Source organism: Paenibacillus sp. NPDC058071, assembly GCF_042885235.1.
Classification (GTDB): domain Bacteria; phylum Bacillota; class Bacilli; order Paenibacillales; family Paenibacillaceae; genus Pristimantibacillus.
The window spans coordinates 274,003-288,220 of sequence record NZ_JBHVSK010000002.1 but is presented as its reverse complement, the minus strand read 5'-3'; the positions used below and the strand labels follow the sequence as shown (position 1 = coordinate 288,220).

General features: G+C 52.2%; 11 protein-coding genes. 10 read left to right on the top strand and 1 reads right to left on the bottom strand.

Features of this window, described 5'->3' with window-relative positions; translation table 11 throughout:
• Nucleotides 1-108 precede the first annotated feature (108 nt).
• The 3 genes from ACFVTB_RS04075 to ACFVTB_RS04065 all read left to right on the top strand — a co-directional run bounded on the left by ACFVTB_RS04075 (nucleotide 109) and on the right by ACFVTB_RS04065 (nucleotide 3,814).
• A complete protein-coding gene (locus ACFVTB_RS04075; protein ID WP_387745567.1) occupies nucleotides 109-330 on the top strand; it encodes a YneF family protein in 222 nt (73 codons plus the stop codon).
• Nucleotides 331-373: 43 nt separating this feature from the next.
• Nucleotides 374-967 carry a GTP cyclohydrolase I FolE gene (gene folE / locus ACFVTB_RS04070; protein ID WP_387746184.1) on the top strand — a complete coding sequence of 198 codons (594 nt, stop codon included), beginning with the start codon at nucleotides 374-376 and terminating at the stop codon, nucleotides 965-967.
• A 159-nt stretch (nucleotides 968-1,126) separates the two neighbouring features.
• On the top strand, nucleotides 1,127-3,814 hold the full coding sequence (locus ACFVTB_RS04065; protein ID WP_387745564.1) for an FG-GAP-like repeat-containing protein: 2,688 nt from the start codon (nucleotides 1,127-1,129) through the stop codon (nucleotides 3,812-3,814).
• Between the two features lie 137 nt (nucleotides 3,815-3,951).
• Here the strand turns inward: ACFVTB_RS04065 and ACFVTB_RS04060 are convergent, their stop codons facing one another.
• The gene (locus ACFVTB_RS04060) at nucleotides 3,952-5,010 is read right to left on the bottom strand and encodes an alpha/beta hydrolase (RefSeq protein ID WP_387745562.1); all 1,059 of its coding nucleotides are present in this window, start codon (nucleotides 5,008-5,010) and stop codon (nucleotides 3,952-3,954) included.
• A 463-nt stretch (nucleotides 5,011-5,473) separates the two neighbouring features.
• Here ACFVTB_RS04060 and ACFVTB_RS04055 point away from each other — a divergent pair, with 463 nt between their 5' ends.
• The 7 genes from ACFVTB_RS04055 to ACFVTB_RS04025 all read left to right on the top strand — a co-directional run bounded on the left by ACFVTB_RS04055 (nucleotide 5,474) and on the right by ACFVTB_RS04025 (nucleotide 14,048).
• Complete coding sequence (locus tag ACFVTB_RS04055; RefSeq protein ID WP_387745559.1) at nucleotides 5,474-6,217, top strand: IclR family transcriptional regulator; 744 nt, start codon at nucleotides 5,474-5,476, stop codon at nucleotides 6,215-6,217.
• 1,745 nt (nucleotides 6,218-7,962) lie between these two features.
• Nucleotides 7,963-9,678: an amidase domain-containing protein gene (locus ACFVTB_RS04050; protein WP_387745556.1), complete on the top strand. Its 1,716-nt coding sequence runs from the start codon at nucleotides 7,963-7,965 to the stop codon at nucleotides 9,676-9,678.
• A gap of 40 nt (nucleotides 9,679-9,718) precedes the next feature.
• A complete protein-coding gene (locus tag ACFVTB_RS04045; protein WP_387745553.1) occupies nucleotides 9,719-10,825 on the top strand; it encodes a D-alanine--D-alanine ligase in 1,107 nt (368 codons plus the stop codon).
• Between the two features lie 20 nt (nucleotides 10,826-10,845).
• Nucleotides 10,846-11,163 carry a hypothetical protein gene (locus ACFVTB_RS04040; protein ID WP_387745550.1) on the top strand — a complete coding sequence of 106 codons (318 nt, stop codon included), beginning with the start codon at nucleotides 10,846-10,848 and terminating at the stop codon, nucleotides 11,161-11,163.
• Nucleotides 11,164-11,166: 3 nt separating this feature from the next.
• Nucleotides 11,167-12,183, top strand: coding sequence for a UV DNA damage repair endonuclease UvsE (gene uvsE / locus ACFVTB_RS04035; RefSeq protein WP_387745547.1), 1,017 nt, complete (start codon nucleotides 11,167-11,169; stop codon nucleotides 12,181-12,183).
• A 16-nt stretch (nucleotides 12,184-12,199) separates the two neighbouring features.
• On the top strand, nucleotides 12,200-13,048 hold the full coding sequence (locus ACFVTB_RS04030; protein WP_387745544.1) for a sulfite exporter TauE/SafE family protein: 849 nt from the start codon (nucleotides 12,200-12,202) through the stop codon (nucleotides 13,046-13,048).
• A 142-nt stretch (nucleotides 13,049-13,190) separates the two neighbouring features.
• On the top strand, nucleotides 13,191-14,048 hold the full coding sequence (locus ACFVTB_RS04025) for an inositol monophosphatase family protein (protein WP_387746182.1): 858 nt from the start codon (nucleotides 13,191-13,193) through the stop codon (nucleotides 14,046-14,048).
• The last annotated feature ends 170 nt before the right edge of the window (nucleotides 14,049-14,218 follow it).

The following is a 14,218-nucleotide window of genomic DNA, read 5'->3' as shown; positions in this document are numbered from 1 at the left end:
AATAAGTGTTCCTTCCAGCCGTTTGCACGCGTTCGAGGAACATGCTATTATAATGGTCATTATAGACAGCGAGAGTTATAGATAGGAAAGGGTCAGGTGAATTTTATAATGGCTTGGTATAACATTGTTATCCCGATCGTAACACTTATCGTCGGAGCTATCGGCGGTTTTGCTGCAGGCGTATTCTATTTGCGCAAACAGCTTGAGAAAATGCAGAGCGATCCGGAAATGATTCAGAAGATGGCGAAGCAAATGGGTTACAACTTAAACAAACAACAAATGCAGCGTGCCCAGAGCATGATGAAAAATCAAAAAATGCCTCGCAAGTAGAACTATTGGCTGCGGATAGGGGCCGGAGAGGATGGATCATCGAATGGCGGGAAGAAAAGATTACGTCAATTCGGCGGTATCTCGCAACCGAGAGCAAATCGAATATCATGTCAAAGAGATTTTAAAGCTGGTTGGCGAAGATGTAGAGCGGGAAGGGCTGCTGGAAACACCGGCGCGAGTAACCCGCATGTATGAGGAAATATTTGCGGGCTACGAGGTGGAGCCTCGCGAAGTGCTCGGCGTTTCGTTCGACGAGCAGCACGAAGAGCTTGTCATCGTTAAAGATATTGTCTATTACAGTCAATGTGAGCACCATATGGCGCCTTTCTTCGGAAAAGTGCATATTGGCTACTTGCCAAGCGGCAAAATTGCCGGCTTAAGCAAGTTTGCTAGACTGGTGGAGGCGATTACTCGCCGCTTGCAGGTGCAAGAGCGAATCACGACTCAAATCGCGAACGTGCTTGAAGAGGAACTTAGCCCGCAAGGGATTATGGTTGTCGTTGAAGGCGAGCATTTGTGCATGTGCTCGCGTGGCGTGAAGAAGCCGGGAAGCAAGACGGTTACGTCCGCCGTGCGCGGGGAATTTCGGTCCAATCCGGCGCTTCGCTCCGAGTTTTTGGCTTTGATAAAAGAATAGATGAGCGCAGCTCAAAAGCGGCGGGTAACCGAGACATTTGTTTGTCATCGATTGCCCGCCGCTTTTTTATTGGGGACGCAGGATATTCGATTTCGATTATGCTATTATTTGTTAATAGAGTGATAGATTGAATCTTACATAGAGGGGAAATAGATTGAAATGGGGAAAAGAAAATGGATGCCGCTTGCGTTGGCGGTCCTGATGATTGTGACAGTTCTGTCTCCGCTTTCCGTTCAGGCAGCAGGGTTCGGCAATCAGTCAAGGTATGCTGTGCAGAGCTTTCCCTTTGCTTCCGCAACGGGTGATTTTAATAAAGACGGCAATTTGGACCTAGTTGTTGCCAACAGCGGCTCAAACAGCATTTCTATATTATTGGGCAACGGTGACGGTTCGTTCAGCAGTGCCGTTCATTATTCGACAGGGGCCGGGGGCTCGGGTTATGTTGCCGTTGGCGATTTCAATAACGATTTGATTCCCGACATTGTATCGGCCAATGATTCGGGCAATTTGTCCGTTTTTTTAGGGAACGGAGATGGGACATTTGGAGTGCCGTCAATCGTCTCCGTGAAGAACGGCGGTGTCGTGTGGTCGGTTTTGGCCGAGGATTTTGATCAGGACGGCAATCTCGATTTAGCGGTCTCGACTTGGAACGGGTATGTAGTTATTTATAAAGGTACTGGGAATGGAACTTTTAATTATCAATCGGATTTCGACCTGGGTGGTATGCTGCAAATCATGGCGACCGGCGATTTGAATAGAGATGGTATTCTTGATCTTGTAGTGCCGCGAACTTCCGGCCAAGTTATTGTAATGATGGGAGCAGGAAACGGACAATTCAGTACAACGATAACTTTAAATGCAGGATCAGATATTGGTGCAGCTGCCATCGGCGACATGAATGGCGATGGATCTCCGGATATAGTAGTAGCTGACAGGCTGGCTGGAAAAATTATTGTGTTTGTCAATAGCGGCGGCTCGTTTACGGCGAACGCTAATTTGCCGGTTTTTCTGCACCCTAGATCGATTCAGCTTGTAGACCTTAACTTGGACGGTCGTCTGGACGTTGTCGTATCGCATGAGGTGATGAACATTATCGGAATCAGCTTGGGGCAGGATAACGGATCTCTTGGTCCGGAGCAGTTGGTTCCTGTTGGCGCCTATCCAAGGTTTGTCACGGCAGGCGATTTTGATAAAGACAGCATTCCGGACCTAGTGGCCGTTAACAGCAGCTCCAATGATATATCAGTTTTAATTAGTGAAGACTTTATCCCGCCGACATGGGGCTCGGGTGCCGCGCTTAATGCCACTGCCGCAACGGCGTCTGGAGTTGATCTGATCTGGTCTCAGGCGACGGATAACCGTGGAGTGGACGGGTACGAAATATACGAAGGAGCAGGGGTAACGCCTATCGCAACGGTCGAGGGCCATATAACCAGCTACTCGTTTAGCGGATTGAACGAAGGAACGGAATATCGTTATACGGTTAAGGCAATTGACAAGGCCGGAAATCTCAGCGGCGGCTTAACCGGCGCAGTTACGACTCTGCTTGCGCCGCCTGCATTGACGGCGGATACGACCGATAACGATGCCTATACGCCTATTGAAATAACGTTTGCGGAAAATACCTCTTGGGAAAACGAGATTACTGCAGTGCTGAAGGATGGAACGGCGATTCCATCCGGCGACATTCAAATCTCACCTGGAAAAATCACGATTAAGGCAGGCGCGCTGACTGAAGGGGTCCATACATTGACGGTGAAAGCGGCGGGATATGCGGACGCTGTTGTGACGCAGACAATTGGTGAAAGCTTCTTAAGCGAAATTCAAGTCGCTCTTAATGAGAATTCGGTTGAAGTCGGACAACAAGCAGAAGTGACAGTGAATGCCGTGTATACGAGCGGCCAACAGCTCGACGTCACCGAACATGCGGCAATTGTGTCGCTCGATCCGGCAATCGCAAGCGTTTCGGGAACTTCGATTCTAGGCTTGCAATCGGGAAGTACAGTGATAGAAGCGACGTATAACGGCTATCGCTCGGCAACGACGCTGACGGTAGTTCCGGCACCTACGGCAACACCCGAACCTACGGCAACGCCGGCACCTACGGCAACACCGGGGCCAACGGCAACGCCGGGGCCAACGGTACCGTCAGGACCTTCGGCGACATCCGGGCCGTCGGCAACGCCGCAGCCAAGCCCGCCGGTCAACGAAGTGAATAGCGTATTTATTCAAGCGGTTGACAAAGAAAAAACGATGCAGGCCATCCAGGAAGCGCTCAACAGCAATCGTCCGGTCCGTTTGACGGATGTGGACGTTCATTGGGGAGCTTCAGACATTCGGACGGCTTACAAGCTGGGCATTGTAAATGGATACCCTGATGAATCGTTTCAGCCGGACAAGCAGGTGACGCGAGGCGAATTTAGCAAAATGTTGGTTAGCGCATTTGCGTTATCGCAAGGCAGCATCGTCGCAGATTTTTCGGATATAAACGGTCATCGCTATGAAGAGGCCATCCGGCTGCTGGCTTCGAATGGTATTGTGAACGGTAAATCGACCGTTCTATTTAAACCGGACGACCCTGTCAGCCGAGCCGAAATGACTTCGATGCTGTTTAGGTTAGTGCAACTGCAAGCGTTGCAGACTGGCATAAAGTCATTTGATGATCTGGGCTCCGTTCCATGGGCGAAGCCTTATGTTGAAGCCGCTGCCGGAGCGAACGTAGCGCGGGGCGATTCGGATGGGCGCTTCCATCCCAATCGTATGACGTCGCGCGCCGAGGCGGCATCGATGATTATCCGGGTGTTGATGCTCGACCCTAAGATTGGGGCTTTGCTGACAAAAGAATAAAGTAAACGGGGCTGTTCGGATAGTCCTTTTCGGATTTCATCCCCCGCATTGCATGTGATATTTAATTTAAAAGGAGCCTTCCATTCCACTTTTATAGTGGTTTTGAAGGCTCCTTCGCATACTTAACCCTTTCTAAGTTAAGCTTCACTGTCTGACAATTGCTGCTCAACCTGACTGAGGAACAGCGCAGCGCGTCCGATATATTCTTTTGGATGCTGGCGGAATAACATCTCGTGCTGCCCTTCAGGGACGATCCATGAGCGCGACAACGGATTGGCTTGACTGGCGGCAATGGTCTCCGCCGTCTGGTATGTTGCTTTCGCATCGTTGGTTCCGTGTACGATATAGATCGGAATCGAGAAGCTGCTGGTCGTCATCTGCTCGACCGGAATTTGCTCAAGATTGGCGCCGGACCAAAGCGGCATAAGCGATTCGATCAAAGGCATGGACGGAAAACGGGGCAGGCTCACAAATTGCGTTACATTATGATAGAGCGTCTCCGGGCTTGCGATAAACAAGCTGTCTAAAATCATCGCGTCGATTTCATCGGATTGGAGCGCCGCTTGCAGAGCTGTGCCGGCCCCCATGGAGAAACCCCACACAATAATTTCTTTGCCGCCCTGCTGCTTCGCGAAGTCGACAGCTGCAAGCAACTGCTGTGATTCCTCCAGACCTCCCGTTGCCGGAGCCTTATACGTTTGAGAGGCGTAACCATAGTCGAATAGGATAACATTATAATGAAGACCGTTTAGGAGCTTGGTCAGATCGTACATCGGCACCCATGTTTCTTCGCGGTTTGCGCCATAGCCATGGCTGAAAATAACGGTTTTCTGCGAGGTCGAACCGAGTGTGTCGTTAACTGAGTTTGCCGGCACGTACCAGCCGCCGACCGTTGTTTTGCCGCTACGGCTTGGGAAGACGATATCCTCGTAATCGAGACCGACTGCCGCTTTGGGATTGGAGGTAAGCGGCGCTACATACGGATAAGCGAGCATCCAAGCCACGTAGCCGTAGAAAACAAGAACGACAAGCAAGCAGAAGGCGGTAACGGCCGCAGTTGCTGCAATTAGCAGATGATAGCGACGCGATCCCGTGCGCCGTTTGATCGGCGGTAGTGTTCCTGCCGCAGGAACGGGTTGCAGTACTTGCGGAAAGCCGCTTGTCTGCGGCAGCGGGTTCATGATCGTGGTGCTCATACTCGTAACCCCCTTCTCCATCTAATCTCAAGATGTAAGCGCTTCAAATTTCTTGTGGAGTTCGGAATCGTTCCGTCACTGCCGGCCACGCGGTAATAAGTAATCGAGGTATCGATTTTGATTCTGATAGACTAGCATTTCGGCATGCGTTCAAAAAGTTAAATGGTTCAGAAAAGGCCGTTATGAACAAATCTGTGCGAGAATCATACGACGAAAGGTTTATGCCTATCCGTAATGGTTATTGTTCTAAAAGGGCCAAACGACCAAGATCATATTAGTACTTTTATCGTATTCCGGGCGAAAAGGCCTGTCAATTGATGTCGATGTATTGTTAACTCGTTGTAACAAGTCTGTAATGAAAGAGCGTCCTTTACGATTGCCTTCTGATTGCGATATACTGAAATGAGAATTAATTTCATTGAACGAAACGGAATGGCGCGGGCAAAGAAGGAGGTTTTTCCAGGTGGAAGAAGGAAAGGCGAATGTGCGCGCGGTCGACCGGGCGCTTGATATATTGCTTTGCTTTACGACGGGAACGGATTATGCGATGACGGAAATCGCCGAGAAGGTTGGACTGCACAAAAGTACGGTCCATCGGATGCTTGCCACTCTGGAGGATAAAGGCTTCATTGAGCGCGATCCGGCAACAGACCGTTACCACCTTGGGATCAGGGTATGGGAACTGTCCGCATACTTGTCGACTACTGATGATCCCGCCGTTATCCTGCAACCGGAAATGGAGCGGCTGCGGGACAAGTTAGGAGAGACGGTCAGCCTTTATGTCCGCGATGGACTGGAGCGCATTCGGATTCAAGCCGTTCAGAGCAATCAACCTGTAAGGCGGGTTGCACCGGTTGGTGCGAGATTGCCGCTTTATGCGGGGGCTTCCAGCAAGGTGCTCCTCGCCTATGCCGACGCATATGTGAGAGAGCAGATTATGAACGATCCGACTTGGCTGGCTTCGATTGATCCGGACCCATACAAGCAGCAGTTGGAAGAGATATTGAACCAAGGCTACGCAACGAGCTTCGAAGAGCGCGAATCCGGCGTAGCTGCGATCTCGGCTCCGATTATCAATCGGAACGGCCGGCTGGCTGCGGCCCTCTCCTTGTCTGGTCCGGCCAGCAGGTTGACGCTTGCGTTAATGAGAGAGTACGCGCCAATCATTATGGAATCCGCGAAACGGATGGGGACTATGATGAAGTAGTTGCTTCTCGAGGATGAGTGTTACTGTGAGTGGCCGCTTCGAGTTTTATTCGGAAGGGTAGTCGTGCAGGAGTGAGTTAGGTCTAGATGATGTGTTCCTTGTAGGAGCATGAATTCGGCTTAAGTGTAAAGGATAGCGCAAGTTCTTAGGCTTACTATAGCCGCGGAACTTGCGCTTTTTGCTATCTTCATGATGCGAGCTGGGTTGTTGACATGCGCAATTGTGCTTGTTGCAGCGAGCCTGCTCGTGTCATTCTTCATGTCGCTCATTTGAGAAGTGCGGTGGCAATCTTAAAGATAAAGGCGAAAAGCGAAGGGCGAAATGCCAAATGCGAAAGGCGAAAGGCGAAAGGCGAAAGGCGAAAGACGAAATGCGAAGGGCGAAAGGCGAAATGCGAAGGGCAGGGCATTCCGTTGACGGCTCGACGGACAATGTCTCGAAAGCGAGCGAGTTGCTGCAAGTCCGTCTCAAAAACGCCTTACAGCGAGCAAAGCGGGCTCGATCCGAAGCCGTAAGGCTCAAAAGCGCCTTACAGCGAACAAACCGAGTCCGAACCGGAGCCGTAAAGCGAGCAAAGTCAGCCCAATCCGAAGCCGTGAGGCTCAAAGGAGCCTTACAGCGAGGAATAAGCGCCGGATATGCGTCTGTAAGACGGTTTTCCGTCTTACAGGAGCCAATGAGCGCCGGATATGCGTCTGTAAGACGGTATTCCGTCTTACAGGAGCCAATAAACGCCGGATATGCGTCTGTAAGACGGTTTTCCGTCTTACAGGAGCCAATGAGCTCCGGATATGCGTCTGTAAGACGGTTTTCCGTCTTACAGGAGCCAATAAACGCCGCATATGCGTCTGTAAGACGCTTTTCCGTCTTACAGGAGCCAATAAACGCCGCATATGCGTCTGTAAGACGCTTTTCCGTCTTACAGGAGCCAGTGAGTGCGGGATATGCGTTTGTACGATGAATTTCCGTCTTACAGGAGCCAATAAACGCCGGATATGCGTCTGTAAGACGGTTTTCCGTCTTACAGGAGTCAATGAGCGCCGGATATGCGTCTGTAAGACGGTTTTCCGTCTTACAGGAGTCGAGTTTGGCTACAACCGCATTCGCATTCATTCGTCTATTGTTTAGATGACCCCACATTCGTGTGAAAAAAGTTAATTACGAGCAGCACCAGGTTGCATAATGAGCGTGTCTACTTTCTTGACAGAGATACAAACCGAACCCGATCCAGAGCCGTAAGGCTCAAAAGCGCCTTACAGCGAGCAAACCGAGCGCGATCCGGAGCCGTAAGGCTTCAAAGAGCCTTACAGCGGGCAAACTGAGCCCGATCCAGACCTGTAAGGCTCAAAGGAGCCTTACAGCGAGCAAACTGAGCCCGATCCAGACCTGTAAGGCTCAAAGGAACCTTACAGCGAGCAATCCGAGCGCGATCCGGAGCTGTAAGGCTCAAAGGAGCCTTACAGCGAGCAATCCGAGCGCGATCCGGAGCCGTAAGGCTCAAAAGAGCCTTACAGCGAGCAAAACGGCACGATCCCGAAGTCGTAAGGCTCAAAAGCGCCTTACAGCGAGCAAAGCGGGCTAGATCCGGAGCCAGCCGTAAGGCGTCAAAGCGCCTTACAGCGAGAAAACCGAGCTATCACCTGTAGTGCATACGGGTATTGGGAAGTTGAGCAAGGCCCGTACGTGTATAGCTGCCTCCAACCTCTCATATAATGAACCAGCGTGTGTGGATGGGAGGGGTAGCGATGTCTTCGCGTACGGCCGGATCGGGAACGGGCAAAAGTGCCGCTAGACAGGTGCCGCTGCTGAACGCGGCATTCGGGATACGAGCGCCGCAGGGGAATAGAACAGGAAGGAAGCAGCCGCCGACACATCAAGACTCGGAAAGCATCCGCCCAGCGGCGGATGGCGTACGCCTAACGTACGGTAGTGGTCACCTTGCGCCAAGCAGTGGTCAACCGAAGTTGGAGAGTAGTAACCCAGTGGCAGACAGCGGCTACCCAATATCTGAGATAAGTCATCAATCAGCAGAAGGTGTACGCACACCGACAAATAGCAGACCTTCGATGTCGGGGAGCGTCCGTCAAGCGGTGGATGGCACACATCAAACAACCAAAAGTGGTCATCTGACGTCGGATGACGCACATCCAACGTCCAAGAGTGATTTTCCGACATCGGATAATGCGCGCCCAACACTGGGGAGTAATCGCTCAGCGACGCAAGGCGATCGCCCTGCGCTGAACAGCAGCGACCGCCCAGGTCCGAACAACAGCGATCGCGCAATGCCGAAAGGCGGACGCCCTGCGGCTGAAAATGCACGCGTAGCCCCAGGAAGCAGCCGGTCGGTCGCAGCCGGAGGTCCACAACGGTCGAAGCTGAACTCGCTGCTGCGTTCCTCGGATTACCGGACTGGCAGTCAAGAGCAAGGGGAGGGCTGGAAGGCGGTTATTCACCGCTATGTCAGCCTGTACAATCAAGCGGAGACCGAGCAGCATGTCGAAGTGTTGGACAGCTTTATCGGTGATGCCGACCACTGTTCTAGGCTGCGCGGAAGGATGGAGCGGCTGCGCCATCGCGATCTGCTGCGGGGCTGTCTCCCGGCCAGAGGCGAGACGAAGGCGGAACTGCTTCGCGTCAATGAATCGTCGCTGGAAACGGCGGTGCTGTTAAGGATGCATATGAAACGGCAAATGGAACAGGCCGGACTCTATTATGTAGAAGAGAAATCGGAAACCGAAAGGATCTGGCTGTCGCTAGAAGGAGCAGAGTGGCGCATAGCGAGGGTTGAGCCGATTATTGCAGAACGGCGCCCACGGTTTGGTTTATCGGAATACGGAGTGGAGCAAGACGAATTTCAAGATCCGGAGGCATTTGGCGAACGGGAAATACTATGGAGCTCGACGCCTTATTTGAACACCGACCTGTTCCCGCAGCGAAGATACCGGCAAGCTGGCACGCCGTACAGGCGAGATTTGGCGGCCTCGTACGCTGACCAATGGTGGAATCAGGCCAATTCGTCATATGAAGAATTCGAGGTGAATTGTACAAATTATACTTCTCAAGCGATCTTTGCAGGCAATGCGCCGATGAACTATACTGGTAAAAGGGATAGCGGCTGGTGGTACAAAGGTCGCAATGGTGGCCGGGAGTGGTGGAGCTACAGCTGGTCCGTCTCGAATGCGCTGGCCAAATATTTGACTGCGCAGCGCAGTTCCGGTTTAAGGGCGACAGTGTTGTCTTCTGCCGAAGAGCTCGAGCTTGGCGACATCATTACGTACGACTGGAACGGGGATGGACGGTTCGAGCATAGCACGATCGTTACGGCTTTCGACGCCGCGGGAATGCCGCTCGTCAATGCGAACACGGTGCCAAGCCGGCATCGTTACTGGGATTATCGCGATTCGTACGCATGGACTGAACAGACCAAATACCGCTTTTTTCATCTTGCGGACTTTTTTTGAAGGGCATGATTCCATTCCACACGAAGCGGAGGGTGCGCGGATGACGAAAAAAGTGCATGTAGGATTAATCTACGGCGGCAGGTCGGGCGAGCACGAAGTATCCCTGCAGACGGCATTCGCCGTTGCCGGCGAATTCGATTATAGCAAGTATGATGTAACACCATTTTATATTACAAAGCTGGGCGAGTGGAGAAGGGGAGCCACGCTTGCAGGAAAGCCGGGAAGTGTACAGGAACTGCAGCTGACTGCGACAGAGAGCGGCTTCCCTCTTGCTCCATTGTTCGGAAAGCTCGCAAAGACGGACGGCGGGACGGGCTCCGAGCCGCAAATTGATGTTGTCCTGCCGCTGCTGCATGGCACATTCGGCGAGGACGGCACGATTCAAGGGCTGCTGGAGATAGCGAACATCCCTTATGCCGGTACGGGCGTTCTCGCCTCTGCGGTCGGGATGGACAAGATCGCGATGAAAAAGGCGTTTGCGCAGGAGGGGCTTCCGCAATGCGTGTTCCGTTATTTTAACCGGTCGCAGTGGGAGAAGGACCCTGGGTATTTCATTATGGAATGCGAAATTTCGCTCGGTTATCCGTGCTTTGTGAAACCGGCCAACCTGGGGTCAAGCGTCGGCATATCAAAAGCGAAGAACCGTGATGAACTAATCGCCGCTGTCGATTATGCTTTTCGTTTTGATCGCAAAGTAATTATCGAGGAGTTTGTCGACGCGAGGGAGATTGAGGTTGCCGTTCTGGGCAATGAAGATCCGAAAGCATCGGTGCCGGGAGAAATTGCGCCTTCTAATGAATTTTATGATTATAAGGCCAAATATATCGATGGCAAATCGACGATGCATATTCCCGCGAGCCTGCCCTCGGCGACTGCCGAAGCGGCGCGGGACATGGCTGTGCGTGCTTTTCTTGCCATTGATGGATCGGGCCTGTCCCGCGTCGATTTTTTTCTGCGCAAATCGGACGGCCGGCTTTTAATTAATGAAATCAATACAATGCCGGGATTTACGCCTTTCAGCATGTATCCGCTCATGTGGAAGGAATCGGGCTTGTCCTATCGGGATTTGCTGGACCGGCTGATCGATCTGGCTTTTAAACGCTACGCCGACAAGCAGTCCATCGATTTTGGAGGCAGCGGCATTTGACGAACAGGAGGAAATGAATAATGGGATTCGCGACGGAATTCAACTCGGTATGCAAATTCAAGTCGGAGCAAGAGCTTTATGAATTGTTGGAATATGGCAGGGGTAAAATGGTAAAGAGCGGTTTTCGTGTTTTTCCGACCGGTCAAAAGGTCATTGCTTATACGCCTTCCAATCAGGCGATAGCGATCGTACGTATACTCGCCTCCATTGCAGAAATTAACTTTCAAGGTGAAGAGATCACGGAAGTGGAGATGGAGCTGGTGAGAAAGCTGACGGAAGAGGAAGCGAGGGTGCAAACTGCCCTCGCTCATGAAATGTTTTTCGGAGAGCGAGAGTAATCAATGATTGTTAGATTCGGATTCGTAGCAATGAGCCTAGAGCTGGAAAATGCCTCTCCTTCTAAAACAATGACCTACAAAAGCTTTTCCAAGCTGGATGACCGCGAAGCGGCAGTTCGAAGGCTGGAAAGCATTGCAGGTGAAAATCTGCATAATACGTTGCGAATCATGAAGCATGCGGCTTTTCATGACATTCGAGTGTATCGGTTGTCCTCCAAGCTTATTCCGCTGGCGACGCATGATGCGCTTGCCGGTTGGGATCCGTATTCTGCGCTTGCGGATTCGTTCAGCGAGTTGGGTGATTTTGTGCAAAAGAAAGGGATGCGCGTTTCCTTTCATCCCGATCATTTTTGCGTATTGAGCACGCCCCGTCCCGAGGTGCTGGCAGGCTCGATTCGGGATCTGGAGCATCATATTCGGATGATCGAAGCGATGGGGCTGCCGGAGACGGTGAAAAACAATATTCATGTCGGCGGCGCTTACGGCGATAAACCCGGATCGTTAAAAAGGTTCATCGAGCAATTTGGCTCGCTGTCCGAGCGAATGAAGCGGCGCGTAACGTTGGAAAACGACGATAAAACGTTCAACGTCCAAGAAACGCTGGAAGCTGCGGAAACGACAGGCGTACCTATGGTGCTCGACATTCATCATCATGCGGTAAACGACGGCGGTATTTCAATGGACGAGCTATGCCTCGGGTTGTGGCCGCGCATTTTGCGTACTTGGCGGGAGGAAGAACGTCTGCTCGGCTTGCAGGAAGAGAGCCTTCCTCCGAAAATTCATGCTTCGAGTCCGAAGGGCGAAACGGACCGGCGAAGCCATGCGGACAATGTGGAGGCGGAGCCGCTGCTCGATTTTTTAAGGCGGATTGCGGGACAGACCTCGCGCGTCGATTGTATGCTGGAAGCGAAGCACAAGGACAGCGCGCTGCTTAAACTGATGGAGGACTTTCGAGCTTTGGAAGCACGCGGAGAAGGCGTCAAAGTAATTGACGGTGGAAGTATTGAAATAAAACCGTAGGCTCAGGACGGCGGCGGTGGAGGAAGCGGGGATTGCGTTGTTTTTGCTGGAATGGGGCTTGCTGGCGATACTTGCCGTCGTTGCGGCGATGTTCGGCAGCATTGTCGGACTTGGCGGCGGAATCATTATCGTACCGGCGCTTATGCTGCTCGGGCCGCAGCTTACGGGTCAAGAGATCGGCCACGCAACGGCGGTCGGAACATCACTGACGATGCTGATTGTAACGGCGCTTGCCTCGACGTTAAGTTATACGAAAAAGGGCATCGTTGATTTTCGCAGCGGCTTGCTGCTGTTTGCGACAAGCGGACCGGCCGCGATGATCGGATCAGCGTTGACCGGACGGCTGCAGGGCAGCGCATTTTCGCTGAGCTTCGGCATTTTTATGCTGCTGATGGCCGTCCTGTTAATCGCCCGCGACTCTTTGAAACCGATTTCGCGCCAGTGGCCGATAGAGCGAAACTTCACCGACGCCTCCGGCAAGGAGCATATTTACGGCTACGCGATTGCGCCGATGCTGGGGATCGGATTTGCTGTTGGTTTTATCTCCGGTCTGTTCGGGATAGGCGGCGGTTCGCTTTTTGTGCCTATGATGGTGCTGCTTTTTCGGTTTCCGCCGCATGTGGCGACGGCGACTTCAATGTTTGTCATTTTGCTTTCCTCTGCGCTGGGGAGCGGCATGCACGGCTGGCTTGGGGAGATCGACTGGCTGCTGCTTGTTGCGCTCATTCCAGGCGCATGGATTGGCGGCAAACTAGGAGCTCGCATCGCAAGCAGGATGAGCGGTAAAAAGCTGCTTTGGCTGCTGCGTGTGACGTTGCTGCTGCTCGCCTGCCAAATGATCATAGAGGGGATTGTTAAGCTGTAGGCGGCAAACGGGCGGAGGGTACGAAACTTCCAAAGCGTTAATACGTATAATAGAATTGTTGTTTTTATATAATTGCTATTTCGGTTGAGTGATGACGGATCTGATATTTATTTGAAATATGAACAGGAAAGCAGAGTGATGGATCGTGAGCGATCAGCAGGACGGAGCCATTATCGGCCGCAAGAGCTTTACGGCCGTTGCCATTAATTGTGCGGCAAAAGCGGGAGAATGGATTAAGACGAAGCTTGGAAATTACGAAAAATTAGATACGAAAATGTCTGCTCAGGACTTGGTGACGGAAGTCGATAAAGGATCGGAGAAGCTTATAAAACGGCTTATACTGACGCATTTTCCGGATCATTCGTTCCTTGGTGAAGAGGGCGTTGAGCCTGGACCGGAAGCTTCGGCGAAGGCGTTGGAGTCGAAACTGCAGGATGAATACTTATGGATTGTCGATCCAATCGACGGTACGACTAACTTCGTGCACGGCTTCCCTTTCTTTGTCGTTTCGATAGCGCTTGCATACCGAGGCGAGGTTATCGTTGGCGTCGTTTATGACCCGTTGAAGGACGAGTTGTTTTTGGCCGAAAAAGGAAAGGGCGCATATGTGCACGGCAAGCGGATGAGCGTGTCCCCGGAGGATACGTTGGGGAGTGGTCTGGTCGCGACCGGTTTTCCGGCGGATCAGCAATATGCTCTGCCCCTTAATATGAAGGGACTGCAAGCATTGGCGCCTCAGGTGCGCAACATCCGCTCCGGCGGCTCGGCCGCTCTTCATATGGCTTATGTAGCGGCTGGCCGCCTCAGCGGTTTTTGGGAAATCGGCCTGAACAGCTGGGATTTGGCGGCTGGATCGCTGCTTGTACAAGAGTCTGGTGGACAAGTAACGGATACGTCGGGACGGCCTTATCATTTGGGCGTTCGCAATGTAGCTGCATCGAACGGCCATATTCACGGCGAGCTGGTAGACGCGCTGACCAAAGCGGAAGCGGCGGAATAGGCAAAAGGGTAAGAGGAGGAAGCTTGCAGCTTCCGTCTTGTAAAAGGCTGGTCTCGGTTGTAACGACCGATGGCCGGCCTTTTGTGCGTGGTGCGAAGGCGCGTGGAGTGAGGTGTGAGGTATGTGGTGCTACGTTGCGAAGGCGCAAGTTGCGTGATGTGAGTTGGAAG